The sequence below is a fragment of the Anaeromassilibacillus sp. SJQ-5 genome, assembly GCF_054108045.1.
In genome coordinates this window covers 2,541,186-2,562,395 of the sequence record NZ_JBPJWQ010000001.1, presented here as the reverse complement: position 1 = coordinate 2,562,395, position 21,210 = coordinate 2,541,186, and the positions used below count along the sequence as shown (strand labels likewise).

The 21,210-nt window shown below is 51.1% G+C and carries 18 protein-coding genes; 14 read left to right on the top strand and 4 right to left on the bottom strand.

Going from position 1 to position 21,210, the window contains the following annotated elements; genetic code table 11:
* Positions 1 to 27 precede the first annotated feature (27 nt).
* The 3 genes from ACSAMM_RS10950 to ACSAMM_RS10940 form a co-directional block, all read right to left on the bottom strand.
* Positions 28 to 645, bottom strand: coding sequence for a TetR/AcrR family transcriptional regulator (locus ACSAMM_RS10950; protein ID WP_457791397.1), 618 nt, complete (start codon positions 643 to 645; stop codon positions 28 to 30).
* Between the two features lie 169 nt (positions 646 to 814).
* Positions 815 to 2,929, bottom strand: coding sequence for a heavy metal translocating P-type ATPase (locus ACSAMM_RS10945; RefSeq protein ID WP_457791396.1), 2,115 nt, complete (start codon positions 2,927 to 2,929; stop codon positions 815 to 817).
* 56 nt (positions 2,930 to 2,985) lie between these two features.
* Entirely contained in the window at positions 2,986 to 3,282 is a 297-nt protein-coding gene (locus ACSAMM_RS10940) for a DUF6110 family protein (RefSeq protein ID WP_457791395.1), read from the bottom strand.
* A gap of 452 nt (positions 3,283 to 3,734) precedes the next feature.
* Here ACSAMM_RS10940 and ACSAMM_RS10935 point away from each other — a divergent pair, with 452 nt between their 5' ends.
* From ACSAMM_RS10935 to ACSAMM_RS10880, 12 genes are all read left to right on the top strand, one after another.
* Complete coding sequence (locus ACSAMM_RS10935; protein ID WP_457791394.1) at positions 3,735 to 4,574, top strand: hypothetical protein; 840 nt, start codon at positions 3,735 to 3,737, stop codon at positions 4,572 to 4,574.
* A gap of 627 nt (positions 4,575 to 5,201) precedes the next feature.
* Positions 5,202 to 7,772, top strand: a complete 2,571-nt coding sequence (locus tag ACSAMM_RS10930) for an NEAT domain-containing protein (RefSeq protein ID WP_457791392.1) — start codon at positions 5,202 to 5,204, stop codon at positions 7,770 to 7,772.
* Positions 7,773 to 7,830: 58 nt separating this feature from the next.
* Positions 7,831 to 8,718, top strand: a complete 888-nt coding sequence (locus ACSAMM_RS10925; protein WP_457791390.1) for a heme-binding Shp domain-containing protein — start codon at positions 7,831 to 7,833, stop codon at positions 8,716 to 8,718.
* Between the two features lie 15 nt (positions 8,719 to 8,733).
* A complete protein-coding gene (gene isdE, locus ACSAMM_RS10920) occupies positions 8,734 to 9,630 on the top strand; it encodes a heme ABC transporter substrate-binding protein IsdE (protein WP_457791389.1) in 897 nt (298 codons plus the stop codon).
* A 30-nt stretch (positions 9,631 to 9,660) separates the two neighbouring features.
* Positions 9,661 to 13,560: an NEAT domain-containing protein gene (locus tag ACSAMM_RS10915; RefSeq protein ID WP_457791388.1), complete on the top strand. Its 3,900-nt coding sequence runs from the start codon at positions 9,661 to 9,663 to the stop codon at positions 13,558 to 13,560.
* Positions 13,561 to 13,654: 94 nt separating this feature from the next.
* Entirely contained in the window at positions 13,655 to 14,647 is a 993-nt protein-coding gene (locus ACSAMM_RS10910) for a FecCD family ABC transporter permease (protein ID WP_289072001.1), read from the top strand.
* On the top strand, positions 14,637 to 15,413 hold the full coding sequence (locus ACSAMM_RS10905) for an ABC transporter ATP-binding protein (protein ID WP_457791386.1): 777 nt from the start codon (positions 14,637 to 14,639) through the stop codon (positions 15,411 to 15,413). The genes ACSAMM_RS10910 and ACSAMM_RS10905 overlap by 11 nt, the downstream gene beginning before the upstream one ends.
* A gap of 27 nt (positions 15,414 to 15,440) precedes the next feature.
* Positions 15,441 to 15,821, top strand: coding sequence for an iron dependent repressor, metal binding and dimerization domain protein (locus ACSAMM_RS10900; protein WP_178721218.1), 381 nt, complete (start codon positions 15,441 to 15,443; stop codon positions 15,819 to 15,821).
* Positions 15,814 to 15,975, top strand: coding sequence for a hypothetical protein (locus ACSAMM_RS10895; RefSeq protein ID WP_178721217.1), 162 nt, complete (start codon positions 15,814 to 15,816; stop codon positions 15,973 to 15,975). The genes ACSAMM_RS10900 and ACSAMM_RS10895 overlap by 8 nt, the downstream gene beginning before the upstream one ends.
* Entirely contained in the window at positions 15,941 to 17,680 is a 1,740-nt protein-coding gene (locus ACSAMM_RS10890; protein WP_457792180.1) for an ABC transporter ATP-binding protein/permease, read from the top strand. Before ACSAMM_RS10895 ends, ACSAMM_RS10890 begins: the two co-directional genes overlap by 35 nt.
* Positions 17,677 to 19,335, top strand: a complete 1,659-nt coding sequence (cydC, locus tag ACSAMM_RS10885) for a thiol reductant ABC exporter subunit CydC (protein ID WP_457791384.1) — start codon at positions 17,677 to 17,679, stop codon at positions 19,333 to 19,335. The genes ACSAMM_RS10890 and cydC overlap by 4 nt, the downstream gene beginning before the upstream one ends.
* Before the next feature lie 42 nt (positions 19,336 to 19,377).
* Positions 19,378 to 19,806, top strand: a complete 429-nt coding sequence (locus tag ACSAMM_RS10880; protein ID WP_457791383.1) for a YbaN family protein — start codon at positions 19,378 to 19,380, stop codon at positions 19,804 to 19,806.
* 74 nt (positions 19,807 to 19,880) lie between these two features.
* On the opposite strand, the gene ACSAMM_RS10875 is transcribed toward ACSAMM_RS10880, so the two are convergent.
* A complete protein-coding gene (locus tag ACSAMM_RS10875; protein ID WP_457791382.1) occupies positions 19,881 to 20,213 on the bottom strand; it encodes a helix-turn-helix domain-containing protein in 333 nt (110 codons plus the stop codon).
* A gap of 412 nt (positions 20,214 to 20,625) precedes the next feature.
* On the opposite strand from ACSAMM_RS10875, the gene ACSAMM_RS10870 reads away from it, so the two are divergent.
* Positions 20,626 to 21,021: a sigma-70 family RNA polymerase sigma factor gene (locus tag ACSAMM_RS10870; protein ID WP_457791380.1), complete on the top strand. Its 396-nt coding sequence runs from the start codon at positions 20,626 to 20,628 to the stop codon at positions 21,019 to 21,021.
* Complete coding sequence (locus ACSAMM_RS10865) at positions 21,011 to 21,193, top strand: helix-turn-helix domain-containing protein (protein WP_457791379.1); 183 nt, start codon at positions 21,011 to 21,013, stop codon at positions 21,191 to 21,193. Before ACSAMM_RS10870 ends, ACSAMM_RS10865 begins: the two co-directional genes overlap by 11 nt.
* Positions 21,194 to 21,210: the final 17 nt, after the last annotated feature.

Genomic DNA, 21,210 nt, shown 5'->3' with positions numbered 1-21,210 from the left:
CTAACTTTTGAGTAAAAAAAGATAGGACTATTGTCCCATCAATTTCAGCCAGCCGGCTGTGTAGAAATCCCGGAACTGCGCCACGTCCCGGAACGCCTGTTCACGGGGCATATCGTGAATCACAATTTCAAAGAGCCCGTTGAACATCCCGCTGGCGATGATATGGCAAAGAGAGCGGCTTAACGGAGGGATGTCTTTCCCCAGTCGGCGGAGCACCTCCATATATCGGAGGGTGGAATCCACTTCCACCTCCACCATATTGTGAATAAAGTGCTCATAGGAAGTCCCTTCCGCCCGGCACAGCAGCAGCTTGACCGGTTCCCGATGCTGGCAGATGTAGTCCACCATCCAGTCCACATAGTTGCCGGAGGCCTTGCCCATGTGCTCCGGCTGCTCTTCCTCCGGCAGCTCGGCAAAGCCGGTCTGGGCTTCCATGAACCGGCCCATTAGGGCGGCGGCGTGGGGCTCCACTATGGAGGCAAACAGAGCCTCCTTGCTGGAAAAATAGCCGTAAAAAGCCCCAGTGGTCACCCCGGCGTTCTTGACGATCTGTCGCAGGGAAGCGCCGAGAAATCCTTTCTCGGAAAATTCCTCTAAAGCGGCCTGCTGTATCCTTTCTAAGGTATCCGGTGATGTTTCTTCCATGACAGCCTCCATATAACAGTGCTATGTAACAATGTTATAATACATCGTGCAGAGGGTCTTGTCAAGAGAAAATTATGATGATGGGGGAAATATATGCGGCTCTCCTGTCTGCCGGCGCATAAAGCAAAGGTGGGGAGCCGCAGAATACGCGGCTCCCCATCTTTGCATATCATGATCGTTTTTCCGATTTTGTTTCTATTCCGCTGTAGGGAAGAGAAGTCATGCTGTGTAGGCTGATCCCCAGCGTGGAAAGGTTGTGCAGGGTCGCTGACGTGGACGGCGGCAAAACTCCGGCAACGCCCAGGGCGATCAAGCTTCCGTTAAAGCCAAGCACAAAGCGGTAAATTGCATGGATGCGTTTCATCAGATCCATGGAGAGCAGCCGCAGCCGAACCAGCTCCCACAGGCTCTCCGCCGCAATGGTGATGTCGGCAATCTCCTGCGCGATGGCGGCACCGTCGCTGATGGCGATTCCCACATCGGCTTCGGACAGGGCGGGAGAGTCGTTGATGCCGTCGCCCACCATAATAACGGTGTGCCCCTGTGCCCGCAGCGCCGCAACATAATTTGCCTTATCCTCCGGCAGCACCTCAGCACGAAATTCATCGACCCCGATATGGGAAGCAACCGCTTCGGCCGTGCGCCGGCTGTCACCGGTCAGCATGACGGTCTTTTGTATCCCAAGCCTGCGCAGGACGGCAAGAACGTCCGGCACCTCCTCCCGCAGAGGATCAACGATGCAGATGACAGCCGCCAGTTGACTGTCGATTGCCAGATACAGATGAGAATATTCCAAAGGCAGGGCGTTGAATTTCTCCTGTTCCCCGGCGGGAACCGTGCAGCCTTCGTCCTCGAAAATGAAGTGGGCGCTGCCGATGAGCACACGCTCCTGCCCGACAAAGCTGGAAATCCCATGCGCCACCAGGTAATTGACCTTGGAGTGGAGCTCTTCGTGTTTGAGGCCCCGGCGCTTTGCCTCCTCCACAACAGCGTTGGCCATAGAGTGGGGGAAATGTTCCTCCAGGCAGGCCGCCAGCCGCAGCATCTCCGTTTCCTTGTGTCCGCCGAATGGTATCACCCGGGCTACCCTGGGACAGGCGCGGGTCAGGGTGCCGGTCTTATCGAATACCACCGTATCGGCCTGGGCGATCTTTTCCAGAAACTTCCCGCCCTTTACCGTGATATGCTCCCGGCCGGCCTCACGCATGGCGGAGAGTACGGCCAGCGGCATAGCGAGCTTCAGCGCGCAGGAAAAGTCCACCATCAGCACCGATAGCGCCCGTGTGATGTTCCGGGTCAGGATAAGACTGAGCAGGCTGCCCGCAAAGGTATAGGGGACCAGTTTATCCGCCAGATTAGCCGCCTTGCTTTCCGCGGCCGATTTCATCTGCTCCGAGTGTTCGATCATGGCGACAATCTGATCGTAACGGCTCTGGCCGGAGGTTTGCCGGACCTCTATCGTGCAGGCCCCTTCCGCTATGGTGGTTCCCGCATAGACAAGGCTGCCCGGCCGTTTGGCCACCGGTAAGGATTCCCCCGTTAAAGGAGCCTGGTTGACCATCACTTCGCCGTCTGTCACCATGCCGTCCACCGGTATGACGCCGCCGATACGGACCACAATCCGATCCCCCGGCCGGATTTGGGATACTGGGGTCAACACTTCGCCAGCCGGCGTGCTCAACCAGACGCGGTCTACATTCAGAGACATACACTGCGCCAAATCCTGCACCGATTTTTTCCTTGTCCATTCCTCCAGAAGCTCACCCAGCTCCAGCAGGAACATCACCGAACCGGCCGTGGCAAAATCCCGGCGGATCATGGAAAGGGAGATAGAAACGGCGTCCAGCAGTTCCACCTTTATTTTACCCTGCTTCAAACAGCGCAGCCCTTTGCGCAGGAAAGGGACAGCGTGCCACAGCACCCGGGCAATCCGCAGGGGTGCGGGGAAAAACAGCGTGCTCACAAGCTTTAATGCCGCCTTTCCCACCAGCTTTTCCTCAAACTGGCGGTTGAGCATGCGGCTGCTGTGAGCCGGCAGGGATACGCTTTGTTCCGCCTGTTCCCAGGAAAACCGCCGTACAGCCTGCAGAACCTGGTCCTGATTCCCTGTATAGTACAGGATGATACAGCCGGTACGTTCATGTACCGTTACCCGGCTGGTCCAGCTCTGCTTCTGAAACCATGCTTCCAGCAGATCTGCCTGACGCAGGCTCATTTCCTTCTGCTTCAGCCTGCATTGCAGCCGCATCCTGCCGCGGCTCTCGTGTATGATTACTGCATTCATTGAAAACCTCCATGAAAAAAGGAGCCGCAGTCACGGCTCCCTTTGCTGCGGATGATTCATTCTTCCGGCTCTTTGTTTTCCTCATCGTTTTCGTCAGCGATTTCAGCGGCGGCTTTTTCCTCCGCTTCTTTCGCGGCCCGCTTTTCGTTGATATCCTTGGCGGAGGCCAGAATATCCCCGGCGTTTTCCTGCACCGAAGTAACGGTCTTCATCGCCGAATCCTTCATGCGCAGGCCGGCGGCAGTTATATGGGTATATGCCTTTTTGGCATCCTTGCTGGAAAGCAGCTTAATTCCGACAGAACCGAACAATACGCCGCCGATAAAGCAGGCCAGTTTTGAATAAATACGCATCTTCATTCATCCTTTCCCTTATTTGTGTTTGTAGCCCGTAATGATCACCATAATCATACAGATCACAGCGCCCCAAGCCCAAAAACGATGTTGTTTCACAATAAAGCCTCCTTGCAGAACGATTTTACTTCACATAAGCCTGCCGTCAGCATTCTTCGGCTTTTTCCGCCTATGCTGGCTGTTTCACCGAAAATTTTTTCCATAAAAAGAGCCCGTTTACAGACGGTTAGTAATAACTAACTAAAGTATACTCCAAATTTCTCCCTTTGTCAAATGATTTTTCGCTTGACAAAGGGAGAAAGGGATGATATATTAAATATAGTTAGCGATAACTAACCAAGATATTCCCTAAAGCCTGAAACTGTATATAGAAAAAAGATGCCGGTTCGCTGCTTCAAAGCGCGCAGGCTTGTTTTCGTATACATCGAATAACAGGAAGAGGGGATTTTTTTATGTCTGAAAATCTGAACGGTATCCAAATCCAGCTGCTATTATATTTTTTGGAAGCGGAACCGAAAAAGCGGACGGTGACCGACGCCGCCCGATATTTGAATAAGCCGAAATCCACCCTGACACATATCCTGGACAGCCTGGACGAGCTGTCGTTGATGGAGCGTGTAGAGGGGCGAAAGTCGGTGTTGACCACTGCGGGGAAAAGAACGGCCCAACAGCTGTTGCACCAGCGAAAAATCCTGGAGCAGTATATGCAGTACCAGGACATCCCGCCCGCGCAAATCAAAGAAAATGCCCTGCGGGCGCTGTCGGCCGGATTCTCCGATCAGTTTATGGAGCGCCTTGCTGAACAGGAGGGGCGGATGCGCCTCAAGGAGATTTTTGCCGGGCACCGGGACTTTCACGGCGGGGATATCTGCAACTACCTCAAGGACGGCAGCTATTACTTCCCGTTCATCATTTACCGGGAGCAGATCAAAAACCATAACAACCTTTCCATGGCGAACCGTGGGTTTGAAAACCCCTGTGAGCTCATTGTCAAGGATCACGAAGGGTTGGTGTATCTGGCGGTGAGAACGGTGTCCGCCGAGTCCATGTCCAGCGGCAAGAAGATGGAGGGCCGGATCAATAAATTGCAGTACCTGTACGACGGCGGGTTCCGGGACGGCGGGATCGACGGGCGTTATGTATATTTTCCGGTGACGGCGCTGAACTTCATCGCCATGGGGAAGGGCCGGGACACCCTGCTCCACGGCAGCGTATGCCTGAAAATGCAGTGCAGCGTGGGAGATATGCACATGCCGGAAAGCACGGCGATTTTCACCATGTTTATCCACTGAAACGGGGCTGTCAAGGACAAAATAAAAATTTTTTGAACCAGATTTGGTACAAGTGCAGTTTTTCTTTTGCCATGCGGGTTCCGGGGCTTTTTCAGGCCGAAAAAAGGCCGTTTGAACCGGGTTTGGTACAGAAAATCGATTGACAAGGAAAAGTCAACTGGTTATACTGAAACTGCTTTAGGGAAACTGCGGAATAAATTGGAAAAGAAAAAACAGTTTGTGAAGCAGAAAAATACAACTATTTATGCGCCGAGGGAGAAAGCTGGAAAAAACAGCGCCCTTCGGGACAAAGGAAGGCTTTTGAGATATGGGGCGTCTCCATAGGGCAAAGCCGAAAAAAGAACAGGTGAAGCAGGCCGCCGCAAAAAACTCCGAAAGGGGTATTTTTTCAGGGGTTTAGTTAGCTATTGCTAACTTCGGATAGGCGGCCTCCTGCACAAAATGAATATACCAGGAGGGCGAGTTCACAGCTCGGCCTCCTGACCAGAAACAATAGAAGGAGGAGCCCATGAGCCGTATCAAGGATTCGCCGTAGAAGCGGCAAAAATTTTTTGAAAGATGGTTAGAAATCACTAACCACAATATTTACTTTCCCTTGAGGGAGAACATGAAATGGAGGTATAAACAATGACAATCACAAAGCAGTCCGCCTTCAAGCGAGGATTGGCGGCGGTTCTTGCCCTGGCTATGGTATTCAGCATCGGCTTATTCCAGACATTTTCCTTTCAGGTAAATGCTGCTTCCTTACGGGCGTCAGGAACTCCTGTCCGGCAACTTGATGTACCGGTGGAAGACGGCGTATATTACGCCGATATTGAACTGATGAATGCAACCGATGGAAGAGTCTCCATGGGAAACACGGCTCTCCGAGGAAGTAGCAGCTATGAAGCGAAGCAAACCGGCGATACCGCTTACCGCCCGTTGATCGTTGTGAAAGACGGAAAGGCGACCGCTATTTTAGAGTATATGCCAATGGGCTATCTGTCGCTTTACGGATTTCTTTTGGAACTCAATTCTGTCAACACAACGCTTTTCAACCTGTCGCCGGTTATTGAAAACAGTACCTTTACCCCGGCGGCTGTCCTTGCGGAGCATCGAACCACAACGGGTGAGGTTGTTTTCGACCAGTTTAATGATCCGAATTCCGATTATGCAATCGACGGCAGTAACGCTTCTGACCATACCCGCCCCGCCGGCTTCGGGCATGATGAGATCCTGATGGATGTGACCAATCAGGCCTATCCGCATATCGTCACTGCGGATGCGACCCCGATCATGATCGGTGAGGGTGAAGCGCCTGGATCGGCAGATGAGTACACCTGGGAAAACGCTGCCTATGTTTCTGTGTTCGTACCTGTGATGTTCAGTATTTCTCCATCTACCGGCGAGCAATATGCCCGGCTTCAGGTGGATTGGACCAGCCTGGAAAAAGTAGAAAATCCGGAAAATAATGTCCAGTACCAGTTATATCTGGCGATGCAAATCGAAAAAGGAAATTATACAGATGCTTCCTATCAGGCGCTGCAGGATGTGATCGCAGAAACCGAAGAAACGCTTTCCAACGTCTGGCCTTCCCAGAATATTGAAGTGTCTTCCGGCTTTCCGCCTGTCCCTGTTCTGTCCTTAAAGCAATTTACGGATGAAGAAAATGCCGCTATGGCTGCCAAGCTGATTGAAGCGATAAATGCTCTGGAAGAAAAGGGAGATAAATCCTCTTTAGATGCTTTGATTGCTGAAGCGGAAACTAAAGAAGAAACTGCATATACGCCCAATAGTTGGAATGCTTTCCAAGAAAAACTGACGACCGCCAAAGAAGTGCAAAACAATCAAGATGCCGGTGTGACGCAGGTTACCGCCGCGGTCAATGAATTGACTGACGCAATGGAGGGACTGACTGCCCGCGCCAACTTGAGTAGCCTGAATCAACTGTTGGATGAGGTAGGAGAGCTTCAGGAAAGTGCCTATACAGAAGAGTCCTGGCGGGCACTGCAAATGGCAATTACTGACGCAAAAGAAGCTGCCGCAGATCCAAACGTCTCCCAAAACACAATCGATACTTTGAGAACAGCTTTGGAAAATGCTGTGAATAGTCTGATTCCCAGCGGTGTTTTGGACAAAAACAACCTGGAAGACGGCGTATACTCGATTTACGGTGAGATGATCAAGACCAACCGTCAGGAAAAGTCCATGAGTAACGATGCCATCAACCATACCGTTAAGCTGACAGTGGAAGACGGTAAATATTATCTGACAATGGATTTCCATGGCCTGGCCTATCTAAACCGCTTTGGTTATCTGGCCAAGCTCTCCTATTATGACAATGGCTATACCTACGGCCAGTACGGAACTGTCGAAGGCACCTTGATTCCTGCTACTGTCCTTTCTACCCAGAAGAACGCCGACGGCAGTGACCTGTACGACGAATTCAATCAGGCGGGCGGCTCCTATGAAGGCAAGCTGTATCCCGACCAGATCAAATTCCCGCTGGTCGCGGGCGCTTTGGCAGATGAAGACGGCTATGTGCCGCTGCATGTGTTCGTGCCGGTCATGGAAGACATTTCCGCCGGCACCGGCGACCAGGATGTGCTGCTGAAACTTGACTGGTCAACCCTGAAAGAGACCACTGAAGACGATCCTGCTTTTGAACCGGAAGAACCTGTAGAGCAGTCTCCGGCTGTAGACTTCACCGATTCCGCTACGGGCGTAAAGGTGAATGCCGACAAGGGCGTATTTGAAGAAGGCGTGCAGATCGTGGTTTCGGAAATCACGCAGGGCGCAGACTATGACGCTGCCGTTTCCTCCCTGAGCGATGTAGGCAAAAAATTCAAACTCTATGATGTGAAATTCCTGGATGCGGACGGCAATGATGTAACTCCCAACGGTACGGTGAGCATCAGCCTTCCCATTACCGCAGGCTATGATTCCGCGAATCTGGCAGTCTATCGTTTGGACGACAGCGGCAAGGTGCTGGTAAGAGGCACGGTGGAAAACGGTTATTACACGGTTATCACCAAGACCGCCGGGACCTATGCGCTGGTGGAAAAAGGCAGCACCATCACCGATGCGGAAAACACGGCCAACATCCCCCAGACCGGCGACGACTCCAACGTGGCGGTGTTTGCTCTGCTGGCCTTGGCCGCTGCGGGCATGATGGGCGTTACTCTGGTGACCAGAAAGCGCAAGTCCAACGAAGCCTAAACAAAGGAGAAACAATATGACAAATACTGCATCAAAGCTGAAAAGGGCAATATGCAGTATGGTGGTGATGCTCGCTCTTGTGGCGGGCATTACTTCCATACCGGTGTTAGCAGCATCTAACGGCATCTATACCGCAACCGCAACCTCCCACTACAAGCATCCGACCACCGGAAAAATCGAGGATTCCGGCGGCGAGGGTTCCTACGTCCTGGGCCAGTCCATGACCGACAGTGCCCTTAACAAGGCTGCTCTGGTTAAAGTGGATCCGCAGGGTAATACCTTTGTTACCGTGCGGCTCAACCTTATGGACAATATCCAGAATCCGCAGTTTCAGGTGGACGGCAGCCGGAACGGGAATTTTTCATCGGTTTCCGCTACGGTCATGCAGGAGGATTTCACCAACAATACCACCGACTTCCGGATGCAGGTACCCAGCGAAAACGCCATCATCCGCTGCAATATGTATGTGATCCCCATGGGACGGGACGTGATCTTCTACATCACGGTTGGGAACCTCCAGTCCGGCTCCGGGGATTTCGTCACCAGCATTACGGTGCAGGAGCCTGAGCCGGAACCGGAGCAGCCTGCGGTAACCACTCCCCAAACACAGACTCCTTCCAGCCAGACCTCATCGGAGCAGACACCCTCTTCCAGTCAGGCACCAAGCTCCGCAGCTCCTTCCTCTTCGGAAGCATCCAGCAGCAATGCGTCTTCCGCTGATTCTTCCAGCGAAGACAGTTCCTCCGAAGCCCTTGGCCTGGAAGAGTTCGACGCTTCCGGCAACAAGGTGAGCGATACCTCCACCGAAGCGGAGCAGGACAGCAGCACCGGCAATCCGGTGATCTGGTGGGTCATCGGTGGCATTGTGATTGTTGCCATTGCGGGAGGCTGTGTGTGGTACTTCTGCTTCTTCAGAAGGGGTAAGAACCCCTTTCAGAAAAAGTAAGGGAAGGTGCGGGCAATGAAACTCAAAAAAATCCTATCCCTTGTTTTAGCCGGTGTGATGGCGCTGTCCGTCACCGGCTGCGTCAACCAGCACCCGGAGGAAACCGGCAGTACAAACGCCAATGAAAGCGGTGAAGTCCGCCTGGTAGCCACCTCCCCGGCGGTAGCGCAGATCTGTAACCGGCTGAATCTTGACCTGGTGGGCATCTGCCAGTCCACCAGCGAGCTGCCGGAGCGGTACGACGGCGTTACCACGGTGGGCATGGCGATGAATCCGGATCTGGAGATCATTAAATCTCTTGACCCGGACTACATCCTGTCGCCGGCAACTCTGCAAAACGACCTGCAGCCCAAATACGCTTCCATCGGGGTCAGCTCCCTGTTTTTAAACCTCAAAAGCGTAGAAGGCATGTACGCCTCTATTGAAGGGCTGGGCGAGAAATTCGGCCGTGAGGAAGAAGCGGCTGTCATGCTGGAGGAATTCGATTCCTTTATGACAGAATTTGCAGAAAAAAACGCCGGTAAGGAATCCCCCAAGGTACTGGTGCTCATGGGCCTGCCCGGTTCCTACATTATAGCAACCGACAACAGCTATGTAGGCAGCCTGGTCAAACTGGCGGGAGGTACCAACGTCTACGGCGATGGGGACGGACAGGAATTCCTGTTCGCCAACACCGAGGATATGAAAACCAAGGAGCCGGACGTGATCCTTCGGGCAGCCCACGGCCTGCCGGATGAGGCCAGGAAAATGTTTGCGGAGGAATTTTCTACCAATGACATCTGGCAGCACTTCAAGGCGGTGCAGGAAGGCCGGGTGTACGACCTGGATTCTGACCTTTTCAACATGAGCGCCAATTTCAGCTATGAGGAAGCGCTGAAAGCGCTTCAGCCTATGCTTTACGGCGAGGAATAACCTACAATCTCAAAAGGAGGAATGATATCCATGACAACGACAAAACAGTCGTGGCTCAAACGGAGCCTGGCAGTCCTGCTGGCCGTGATGATGGTCATGAGCATGGGCGTTGCTAACGTTTTTGCAGCAGGAACGGAGTCATCAGAGAAAAGTGTAAAAGAGCAATTACAGGAACTTGTTGATTATGCAGATACATTAGATCCGGCTGATTACACCCCGGAATCGTGGTCGCCGGTCAATATCCTTTTGACCGGAATAAAGGCAAATATAAACAATGAAGAAATGTTGTCTCAGTACGGGGAACAGTGGCTGAGTACACTAAAGCAGAAATTAGATGATCTGGTTCTGGTAGAAAAAAGTGTAAAAGAGCAATTACAGGAACTCTTGGATTATGCAGATACATTAGATCCGACTGATTACACCCCGGAATCGTGGTCGCCGGTCAATATCCTTTTGACCGGAATAAAGGCAAACATAAACAATGAAGAAATGTTGTCACAGTATGGAGAACAGTGGCTGAGTACACTAAAGCAGAAGATTGACGAGCTGGTGCCAACTGCGGGTCAAAAGCCCGATGAAGACGTAACGAATCTCGAAAACGGGATTTATAGAATTCCTGTAAAAGGCTATCTCAACCTAACAAACTATGAAGGGCAGACAGATAGTGCGTTATATCCATATGGCTTGTTGGAAATAACAGATGAAGAAAAACAGATAACAATTAGGTTAAATGGTTACTCTGCTTTCGACAACTTTTTTGTTCTTCATCAGGAATATATGGATGAATACAGAAAAAGCGGAAAATGGACTACGTTTTCACCAAATGCATCTGACATTAAAGACGATAATCAGTCAAAAGAGGATTGGCTGAATGATGGATGGCTTTCGCAGACTGACAACGAATATTACATGGACAGTTCTGAATTTACAATCGTTGTAAATGAGGAAATGGACTATGCAGACATTACAATTCCTCTGGAAAATATAAATGACGATATGGTCTATCAAGGCTATCCTAAATATGTTTCGAACGATTCTATGTCGAAAAATGGCCGAAGATTTGTATTAAAAATGGAGCCTACAAACGCAGAAAAAATACATATACCCGAAAACGGAGAATATTCGTGGAGTGTAGTTGTTGACGATGGCTCGCAAGGATCGAATTTGAGCAATAATGAAATGACAGACCAGATTCAGTCAATGTTGTCTAAAGATGGAATTGCAACAGCCATGGTAGACGGGGAAAAAGCAACAATAGAAGTGGAATTGAGTAACAAAGATATTGTAGATGTCAAAACGATGACAAAGAGAACATTATCCGGTGCTAGCAGTATGTTAATTTCAAGATTTAAGATGAAGAGTACAAATGCAAGCGATTACGAAAGTGTTCTTAAAGACGGCAACAAAGCAGTTTTTACTGTCGACATATCTTCTTATAAAGACTTGGTATTTGGAAAACGTATTCTTATAACATTAAAAACAGAACAAACTCCTTTTTATGGATTAGTTTCTTTTTTGACAAGTGAAGTAGAGGATCTCAATTTAACAGATGCTACTACGGGATTGTCTTATAAAACCCAATCCTCTAATGTTTCTAAAGGAACTACATTTACAGCAATGCCACTTACAAAAGAAGATGATTCTTATTCAACATATGAAAGCTTTTTTGGAACATCTTATGCAAACTGGAGTGCGTGGGAAATTAAGCTGGAAAGAAACGGAATAGAAGTGATTCCGACAAGAAATGGGACGTTAAGTATTCCGATTCCAGATGGTTGGGATTCAGACTTAATTCATCTTTTCCGCGTGAATATGTATGGCAATTATGAAGAACAAGATATTTCAATAGATGGTGGTAATATAGTAACGCAAACATCAGAGATGGGAACGTACATCCTATGCGTTGAGCGAAATTACGCAACGGACGGTTCAAATCTGGAAGAAGGAACTTACTCAGTTGACGTCGCAGTATGGAATATGATACAAAATCAGCCATCCATGGCGGATCAAGGAGTAAAATCGCCTGCGAAACTTGTTGTCGAGAATGATAAAAAGATATTGTATTTAGAATTTGAGGCAGTCAGTAACTTGGATTTATCATCATATATGACGCATATGTGGATTTATAATGATGATGTAGTATATTCAGACGCAGGATATCCACAGGGCGATACATACGAGGCCACAGTTTACGAGTATTATCGTACTAATGAGGGTGAGTTTTTAACGGATGTCTTTAACGAAGGAAGTCTGAACTATTATCCAAAACAGATTTACTTTGTGCTGCCAAATGATAAGGCTGAGTTTCCGGTGCGTTTTCGCGTACCTGTTATGGATCAAATCGGCGGAGGTGATTTTGCCCAAGATGCTAGATTCCGGATTGACTACAGTACAGCAGAGAAGATTTCTGCTGAAACTCCGGACGTGCCGATCAAAAATGCTTTAATTGAGGAAATTGCTGTAGCGGACACTCTGAACCAAGACGAATGGACATATTCTTCTTGGTCTGCTCTGAACGCAGCATATAACGCTGCTAAAAAGCTGAATAACGATTCTTCGGCAACTGTAGAAGAATTGATGGATGCTCATGCCGATTTAAAAAATGCTATGGATAATCTCGTTTCTTCCACAGTGGATACATCCAAATTGGAAGAGTTGATTGCCGAGGCTGAAAAGTACAAGTCAGAAGACTACACCGCTGAAACCTATGATGCTCTCGTTGCAGCGATCAAGAATGCTAAAGCAGTCCTCAATAGTGATATGGCTACCCAAGTTGAGATTGATGCGGAAGAGACATCTCTACAAAACGCCATTGACGCATTAAAGACCAAGGACAGTGAAGAACTCGACATTAACAATTTGCCGGATGGAAAGTACACCCTCTACGCCCAGATGATAAAAACTGACCGGGAAAACTTCTCTATGTCGAACAATGCCATTAACCACAATGTTTGGCTGGAGGTCATTGACGGGGAATATTATCTGACCATGCAGTTCAAAGGCTTGACCATCGAGAACAAATTTGGTTATCTGATGAATCTCTCTTATTATGATGCGGGTTATACATACAACGATTTCGGGATTCCGCAGGGCACACTGATTCCGGCCGAAGTGCTTTCTACCCAGAAGAATGCAGACGGAACCGACGTGATCGACATTTACAACGACGCCGACCATCTGTATCCGGAAATGATCCGGCTGAAGTTAGTGGATAAAGCGGCCGGCGAATATGTGCCGCTTCATGTGTTCGTCCCGATTATGGAAGCAATTTCTGAGGGTACCGGAAGCCAGGATGTCCTGATGAAGCTCGACTGGTCTTTGCTCAAGCTCGATAACGGCGAAATCAAGCCGGAAGAACCGGTAGAGCAGTCCCCGGCTGTGGAATTCACCGATTCCGCCACTGGCGTAAAGGTCAGCGCCGACAGGGGCGTATTCGATGAGGGCGTGCAGATTGTGGTTTCCGAAATCACCAAAGGCGCTGACTATGACAACGCAGTTTCTTCCCTCAGCGACGTGGGCAAGAAGTTCAAGCTGTACGATATCAAATTCCTTGACGCGGACGGCAATGAAGTAGCCCCCAACGGTACAGTAAGCATCAGTTTCCCGATTGTGGCAGGCTATGATTCCGCTAATCTGGCAGTCTATCGTTTGGATGATGGCGGCAAGGTGCTGGTAAGAGGCACAGTGGAGAACGGCTATTACACGGTTATCACTAAGACCGCCGGAGCCTATACGTTGGTGGAAAAAGGCAGCACCATCACTGATGCGGAAAACACCGAGAACGCAGGAAACCAGAATCAGGGCAATACCAACATCCCGCAGACCGGCGATACTTCCAATATTGCGGTATATGTGCTGCTGGCTCTGGCAGCGGCGGGTATGATGGGCGTTACCATGGTCACCAGAAAGCGCAAAGCGGAAGAAAAGTAAATAGAAACGCACCTCATATTGCGTGCCGAGAGCGTTGGCCGGGCTGCCTGTCGTTGGCGCTCGGCCAAACGCCTATAAAGGAGGAATGTATTCTGTGGTAAGCAGAAAAAAGAAAATACTTTCCTTTGTCATCACCGCTCTGGGGCTGCTGGCGCTATTCTTGTTTGCCGTTAACACCGGCAGCCTGAAGGTAACGCCCCTGGAGCTGTTCAAAGGACTCTTTATTGAATATAACGAAAACGTGGCGACCATTTATGACCTGCGGTTTCCCCGCATCCTCATCGCCATCTTCGGCGGAGCGGCAACCGCTGTATCCGGCGTGCTGCTGCAGGCTGTGATGAAAAACCCACTGGCAGACCCCGGCATCATCGGCGTCAGCTCCGGGGCCAGCCTGACGGCGGTACTCATTACCGCCTTTGTGCCCACCCTCTACTTTTTCACGCCCCTGTTCGCGTTTATAGGTGGGATGATCGCCTTTCTGCTGGTGTACTCTCTTTCCTGGAAGGGCGGGCTTTCGCCTCTGCGCATTATCCTAGTCGGCGTGGCGGTCAACGCCATGTTTACAGGGCTCATGAGCGCCTTCAACTCCGGCACAGGGAGCAATTATTCGGGCGTTGCCAGCATCGTCAACGCTAACATCACCATGAAGACCTGGGACGATTTCCAAACCCTGCTTTTGTATGTAGTGATTGGCCTCATCGCCTCCATCTTTGTGCTGGGGCAGTGCAACCTGCTGGCGCTGGAGGATAAAACGGCCCGTTCTTTGGGCGTGAACGTCACCCGTAGCCGGATCATCATTTCGGTGATCGCTGTCTTGCTGGCTTCCATCAGTACCGCCGTCATCGGCCCCATCAGCTTCCTGGGCCTGATTGTCCCTCATATTGCACGGTTGCTGGTAGGCTCGAACCATAAAGTGCTGGTGCCCTATTCCATCCTGCTGGGAGCATTCACCCTGCTGCTGGCGGACACCCTGGGACGCACCATTGCGGCGCCCTATGAAATCAGCGCGGCCATTATCATGTCGGTGGTAGGCGGCCCGTTCTTTATCCTGCTGCTTAGGAGGTCGAAACAAAGCTATGGACAATAACGTGTTTACCGTCAAAAACCTTTCCTTTGCCTACGGCAAACAGCAGGTGCTGAAGAACCTCGACCTGGAGCTTCACGAAGGGAAAATCACCACCCTCATCGGGGCCAATGGCTGCGGAAAGAGCACACTGTTCAATTTAATGACCAAAAACCTCCGTCCGGACGAGGGCGAAATTTTCCTGCGGGAAGAAAAGATTGCCGGTATGAAATTAAAAGATTTCGCCAGGGAGGTTTCCATCGTCCACCAGTACAACACCGCCCCGGTGGATCTGAGCGTGGAAAAGCTGGTGGGCTACGGCCGGACGCCCTACCACACGATGGGGCTTTCACCCGACCCCAAAGAAGATGAGGAAAAAATCCGCCGTGCCATGGAGATCACCCATACATACAAGCATAGGGATAAACCGGTATCCGAGCTTTCCGGCGGACAGAAACAGCGGGTATGGATCGCCATGGCGCTGGCGCAGGATACGAAGGTGCTGTTCCTGGACGAACCAACCACCTATCTGGATATCCGGTACCAGCTGCAAATTCTAAAACTCATCCGGCAGTTAAACCTGGAGTTCGGCATCACCATTGTCATGGTGCTCCACGACATCAACCAGTCGCTGTATTACAGCGATGAGATCGTCGCCATGAAGGATGGCAGGATGATCGCCCACGGCCTGCCGGAGGAAATCCTCACAGGCGAGCTGGTGCAGGAGGTTTATGATGTAAATCTGGATATCCGGACCGTGGACGGCAAGCCCTTTGTCATTCCGGTGTAAGCGGAAAGGAAGGAGGATGCGGCTTCGATGAAGCTCAGACGCACAACGGAAGATTACCTGAAAACCATTTACCTGCTGTCCCAAAAGACGGAAGTCCACGGCGCACATATCGCGGAGGAGCTGGGCGTATCCAAGCCGACAGTCTCCGTTTCCCTCAAGGCGCTGGAACGGGAGGGATACCTGACGCGGGACGAAAACCACGCCGTTTGCCTGACGAAAGCGGGATTGAAAATCGCAAAGGCCACCTACGAACGGCACCAGACCTTCCGGACGCTGTTGGAGGATCTGGGCGTAGACGGGAAAACAGCCGCGGCGGACGCCTGCCTCATGGAGCACGCCGTCAGCCCGGAAAGCTACGAGGCCATTAAGGGGCTGACAAAAAGAAAGAAGGCGGACGGGGATGAATGATGCGATGCAGTCTCTGGGATACGGCCTATTGGCCGTCCTGTTTTCAGCGGCCATCCTTGCGCTATGCGCGGTCATCAAAAAGGCTGCAAAAAATTTTTTAAAGGGCGGACGAAACCATGATGATCAACAAACGGCTCATCGGCACGGTAGCTGAGAGCAGAAAATACATCGCCGGGAACGTCGTATTGCAGTGGTGCTCCCTGGCGGCGAACATCGCCATGATGTTCAGCATTACAAACCTGTTTGCCGGGCTTTACTACGGCAATACCAGTTCCCATACCCTGTGGGCGACGGCGGCCGTGGTCGTTCTGGCTCTGGTGATACGCTTTCTTTGCACCACCGGGGCCAGCCGGATGAGCTACCTGTCCTCCAAGGCGGTGAAGAAAACCCTGCGGGAGAGTATTTATGAAAAGCTGCTGCGGCTGGGCGCCTCCTACAACGAACAAGTAAAAACCAGCGAAGTGGTGCAGGTGGCGGTGGAAGGCGTGGATCAGCTGGAAACCTACTTCGGCGCCTACCTGCCTCAGTTTTTTTACGCCATGCTGGCCCCGCTGACCCTGTTTGCGGTGCTCTGCTTCGTGAATGTCCCGGCGGCCATTGTGCTGCTGGTCTGCGTGCCGCTGATTCCTATCGCGATTGCGGCGGTGCAGACCTGGGCGAAAAAGCTGCTTTCGAAATACTGGGGACAGTACACGGCGCTGGGGGATACCTTTTTAGAGAATTTGCAGGGCTTAACCACCTTAAAAATCTACCAGGCGGACGAGTTCAAAAACAAAGAAATGAACGCGGAGGCCGAGAAGTTCCGCAAAATCACCATGAAGGTGCTGACCATGCAGCTCAATTCCATCACCATCATGGATTTGATTGCCTACGGCGGGGCGGCGCTGGGGGTCATCATGGCGGTGACGCAGTATGCAGGTAACCATGTATCGTTAGCCGACTGCCTGCTGATCATCCTGCTGGCAGCGGATTTCTTCCTCCCCATGCGGCAGCTCGGCTCCTTTTTCCACATCGCCATGAACGGCATGGCCGCCAGCGACAAAATCTTCCGCCTGCTGGACCTGCCGGAACACAAACAGGAGGTTTCCGAGAGCTTTCCATTACAGCATGACATCGTCTGCTCCGGCCTGCGGTTTTCCTACGAAACCGGCCGGGAAATTCTCCATGGTGTGGATTTACGGTTCCCCCAGGGCAGCTTTACCGCGCTGGTGGGAGAAAGCGGCTGCGGGAAATCCACCATTGCCGCCATCCTCATGGGGCGGAACAAGGGCTATACCGGTTCGGTCACCATCGGCGGTGTGGAGCTGCGGGAAGTGAACGAAAGCTCTCTGCTGCGCAATGTCACTTATGTCAGCCATCAAAGTTATCTGTTCAAGGGCACGGTGCGGGACAACCTGCTCATGGGCAAGCTTTCCGCAACCGACGACGAACTGTGGGCGGTGCTGGAACGGGTCAATCTCGCCGGATTCCTGAAAGCAGAGCAGGGCTTGGACACGCCACTGCTTGAAAAGGCGGGGAACCTCTCGGGAGGGCAATGTCAGCGACTGGCCCTGGCCAGGGCGCTCTTACACGACAGCCCGGTCTACATCTTTGACGAGGCCACCTCCAACATCGACGTGGAGAGCGAAAACGACATCATGGCGGAAATCCATAAATTGGCCAGGACCAAAACCGTAATTCTCATCTCCCACCGCTTGGCGAACGTCATAAAGGCAGATAACATTTATGTGCTGGACGATGGAACCATCGCAGAAAGTGGCAGCCACAAAGAACTGCTGCAAAAGCACGGCCTGTATGAACGGCTGTGGACAGCACAGCAATCCTTGGAGAACTACAGGAAGGAGGGCGAAAACGCATGAAGAGACGAAGCGGATTCCAGGTGATGGCACGATTGATTGGGCTGGTGAAGCCTTTAACCGGTTTTATGCTCTTGGCTATCCTTATGGGGCTCATCGGCCATCTCTGCGCCGCCTTTATCACCATCTTCGGCGGCTATGCGGTGCTGGAGGCACTGCACTTTGACACGCCTTTTACCCTCACCGCCCTGTTCGTCTGTGTGGTGGTATTTGCCGTCGTGCGGGGGTTCCTGCGGTATGCGGAACAGGCCTGCAACCACTTTATCGCCTTCAAGCTGCTGGCCCTTTTACGGGATAAGGTGTTCCGTGCGCTGCGGCGGCTCTGCCCTGCCAAGCTGGAAGGCCGTGACAAGGGAGACCTCATTTCAGTGATTACCTCCGACATCGAGCTGCTGGAAGTGTTCTACGCCCACACCATCTCCCCGGCGGCGATTGCGTTCCTGTTTACTGTTGTGATGTGCCTGTTTATCGGCTCCTTTCACTGGCTGCTGGGTCTCATCGCGCTGGCGGCGTATCTCACCGTGGGGATTGTCATTCCTTTGGTGACCTCTAAGTTCAGCGGGGACGATGGGATTCGGTTCCGTACCAAATCCGGGGAACTTTCCGGCTTTGTGCTGGACAGCCTGCGGGGACTCTCAGAAACCCTGCAATATGGGCAGGGTAAAAAGCGGCTGGCGCAGATGAATGAAAAAACCGATGACCTTGCCAAAGACGAGGAACGCATGAAACGCACGGCCGGCCGCAACTCGGCAGTGACCAATACGGTGGTGCTGGCCTTTGACCTAATCATGCTGTTTGTTTCCGCCCTGCTCTGCCAAAGCGGTGCCGTGGGCTTTGAGGGAGTGTTAATTCCCACCATCGCCCTGTTCTCCTCCTTTGGGCCGGTAATCGCCTTGGCGGCGCTGGGCAGCACCTTACAGAACACCTTTGCGGCGGGTAACCGGGTGCTGGATATTTTGGACGAAACCCCAGTGGTGGAGGAAGTCATTGGAAAGCCGGAAATCGCCTTTACGGGCGCGGCGGCGGAGCACGTTACCTTTTCCTACGGGAGCGAAACCATCCTGTCCGATGTGTCGGTGGAGATACCGGAACACGGTGTGGTCGGCATTGTGGGGCGCAGCGGCAGTGGAAAGTCCACTCTGCTCAAGCTGCTCATGCGCTTCTGGGACGTGCAGAAAGGCAGTGTAACGCTTTCCGGCACAAGTGTTGCGGATATTAACACGGCAAATCTTCGGCGCATGGAAAGTTTTGTCACCCAGGAAACCCACCTGTTCCACGACAGCATTAAAAACAACCTGCGGATTGCAAAGCTCACGGCAACGGACGAGGAGATCGAGTCCGCCTGCAAAAAGGCGTCGGTGCATGATTTTATTCTAACGCTGCCGCAGGGCTATGATACCCCGGTGGGCGAACTGGGCGACACCTTATCCGGCGGGGAGCGGCAGCGACTGGGACTGGCGAGGGCCTTCCTGCATGACGCCCCCTTCTTGCTGCTGGACGAACCCACCAGTAACCTGGACAGCCTGAACGAAGCGGTCATCCTAAAATCCCTCCATGAAGAACGGGAGGGGAAAACGGTGGTGCTGGTGTCCCACCGTCAGTCCACCATGCGGATTGCGGACACCGTCTATTCCGTTGAGCATGGGAGGATGAGCTGAAAACAAAAATACATAGATTACAATAGGGGGATTTTAAATTCCATGAAACTAAAACGGCTGATATTTTTGATTTTGGGCTTTCTCTGCCTGGGGCTGGGGTGCGTCGGCGTGGCGCTGCCCATCCTGCCCACGGTGCCCTTTTTCCTGCTGACGGTATTTTTCTTTGCAAACTCCTCCCAGAAGCTCCACGACTGGTTTGTGAGCACAAAGCTTTACAAAAAGCATTTGGATTCCTTTGTAAAGAAGAAGGGTATGACGGTGCAGACCAAGCTCGGCATCATCATCCCGGTGACGCTGGTGATGGGGATCGGATTTTTCATGATGATGCGGGCGAATGTGGTGGTGCCCAGCGTCATCCTTGCCATCGTCTGGGTTTGTCATATCATTTATTTTGTTTTCGGGGTCAAGACCATACGAAAAGGACAATCCGGCGAAAAGGCCTCCGCAGAAGAAAAATCTACAAGTACATAAGGCAAACAGGACAGCAGCATATGCAGGCGTCTGAAGGAAAAGGGGAAGTTGTCCGAAACAACTTCCCCTTTTCTTTATGGATTATCGAGCAGCATATCAATAATAGATTTAATAACCTTGCGATCCCGTTCGTTGCATTGCTGAAACAGTCGCAGCAGTTGTTTTTCTTCCGGCTCGGATTCCTTTTCCGGATAAAAGATGCTGTCGGCAGATAAACCGAGATTACGGAGCAGCTTGGATAAAACCTCATAACTGGGCCGCCGTTCCTCATTTTCAATGGCTGTTAAATATCTATGACTGATGCCGACACGCTCAGAAAGCTGATCTCTGGTATATCCCATTTTCAGCCGTGCCTGCTTTAAGATATATCCCATATTTTTGATTGATATTTCCTTTTTATTTGCCACTATTAGTTCATCCTTTTTCATTTTAAGGATTTCCTGCGGTCCTTAAAACGATACGTTCGTGGTTATTTATTAGAACTAATAGTTCCAAATATAATGAAGAGAGAGGGCAAAAAATGAGGAGTAATCCTATTTGTCTGCACACAAGCTTGTGCAGACTGCGGTGATAAGAAAAAGACATTCCGCTTTGGCTTATATGGATTTTAGAGCTTTTTAAAATCCGGTTTGCTGAAGCAACCGTTTTATGTAATGAAAAGGAACTGTTAGTTCCAAATAATTACACCTGTAAAGAAGCGCACAATCAGACGGGATTCTCCCCGTTTTGTCTGTGTGCTTTTTTAGCCCGTAAGCATATTCGCTCTCCTCCAAATGACCTGGATTTTTAGAAAATTCAGATTAGCTTGGAGGAAGAACGATGTATAAAAGAAACGACGGTCTAACCGAAGACCATAGACTGCAAAATCAATTTACGGCGTACCTGCGCAGCGCGGTTCATAACGGTCGGATAGATTATCTCCGTGGGAAGGACAAGCCGCAGCGAATTGAAATAATGCTGGAGGACATGGATTATCTAATGGCTGAAGAAAGTGACTTTCTTTTGCAGCTTGCTGAATATGAGGCGTTGCGTCAGGCCCTGCAAGAGATCAAGGAACAAGAACGGTACATACTGCTGGCAAGAGTCATTGATGAAAAGGGCTTTGCTGAAATTGCCGATGAGGTCGGCCTGAGCTATAAAGGGACGGCAGCAGTGTATTACCGTACCCTTGAAAAGCTGAGAAAACTTCTGAGAGGTGAAGAAAATGAATTTTAGAGAACTGCTCATATTGGCGAAAGCAAATCACCCGCAGGCGATGGAAACGCTGCTCTCCATGTACCGGCCGCTTCTGATGAAAGAAGCAGTGGTCAACGGTACATTTGACGAGGATCTGTATCAGGAACTGTGTATTGTTTTTCTGCGCTGTGTCCGGAATTTCCGGGCATAGAAACAGGTAAGAAAAGC

Excerpts from the sequence above, each read along its gene's own strand:
- isdE (WP_457791389.1), top strand. The coding sequence starts at position 8,734 with ATGAAACTCAAAAAAATCCTATCCCTTGTTTTAGCCGGTGTGATGGCG.
- ACSAMM_RS10925 (WP_457791390.1), top strand. The coding sequence starts at position 7,831 with ATGGTGGTGATGCTCGCTCTTGTGGCGGGCATTACTTCCATACCGGTG.
- ACSAMM_RS10945 (WP_457791396.1), bottom strand. The coding sequence starts at position 2,929 with ATGAATGCAGTAATCATACACGAGAGCCGCGGCAGGATGCGGCTGCAA.
- cydC (WP_457791384.1), top strand. The coding sequence starts at position 17,677 with ATGAAGAGACGAAGCGGATTCCAGGTGATGGCACGATTGATTGGGCTG.
- ACSAMM_RS10950 (WP_457791397.1), bottom strand. The coding sequence starts at position 645 with ATGGAAGAAACATCACCGGATACCTTAGAAAGGATACAGCAGGCCGCT.
- ACSAMM_RS10890 (WP_457792180.1), top strand. The coding sequence starts at position 15,941 with ATGATCAACAAACGGCTCATCGGCACGGTAGCTGAGAGCAGAAAATAC.
- ACSAMM_RS10915 (WP_457791388.1), top strand. The coding sequence starts at position 9,661 with ATGACAACGACAAAACAGTCGTGGCTCAAACGGAGCCTGGCAGTCCTG.
- ACSAMM_RS10880 (WP_457791383.1), top strand. The coding sequence starts at position 19,378 with ATGAAACTAAAACGGCTGATATTTTTGATTTTGGGCTTTCTCTGCCTG.
- ACSAMM_RS10870 (WP_457791380.1), top strand. The coding sequence starts at position 20,626 with ATGTATAAAAGAAACGACGGTCTAACCGAAGACCATAGACTGCAAAAT.
- ACSAMM_RS10865 (WP_457791379.1), top strand. The coding sequence starts at position 21,011 with ATGAATTTTAGAGAACTGCTCATATTGGCGAAAGCAAATCACCCGCAG.
- ACSAMM_RS10900 (WP_178721218.1), top strand. The coding sequence starts at position 15,441 with ATGAAGCTCAGACGCACAACGGAAGATTACCTGAAAACCATTTACCTG.
- ACSAMM_RS10905 (WP_457791386.1), top strand. The coding sequence starts at position 14,637 with ATGGACAATAACGTGTTTACCGTCAAAAACCTTTCCTTTGCCTACGGC.
- ACSAMM_RS10935 (WP_457791394.1), top strand. The coding sequence starts at position 3,735 with ATGTCTGAAAATCTGAACGGTATCCAAATCCAGCTGCTATTATATTTT.
- ACSAMM_RS10895 (WP_178721217.1), top strand. The coding sequence starts at position 15,814 with ATGAATGATGCGATGCAGTCTCTGGGATACGGCCTATTGGCCGTCCTG.
- ACSAMM_RS10930 (WP_457791392.1), top strand. The coding sequence starts at position 5,202 with ATGACAATCACAAAGCAGTCCGCCTTCAAGCGAGGATTGGCGGCGGTT.
- ACSAMM_RS10940 (WP_457791395.1), bottom strand. The coding sequence starts at position 3,282 with ATGCGTATTTATTCAAAACTGGCCTGCTTTATCGGCGGCGTATTGTTC.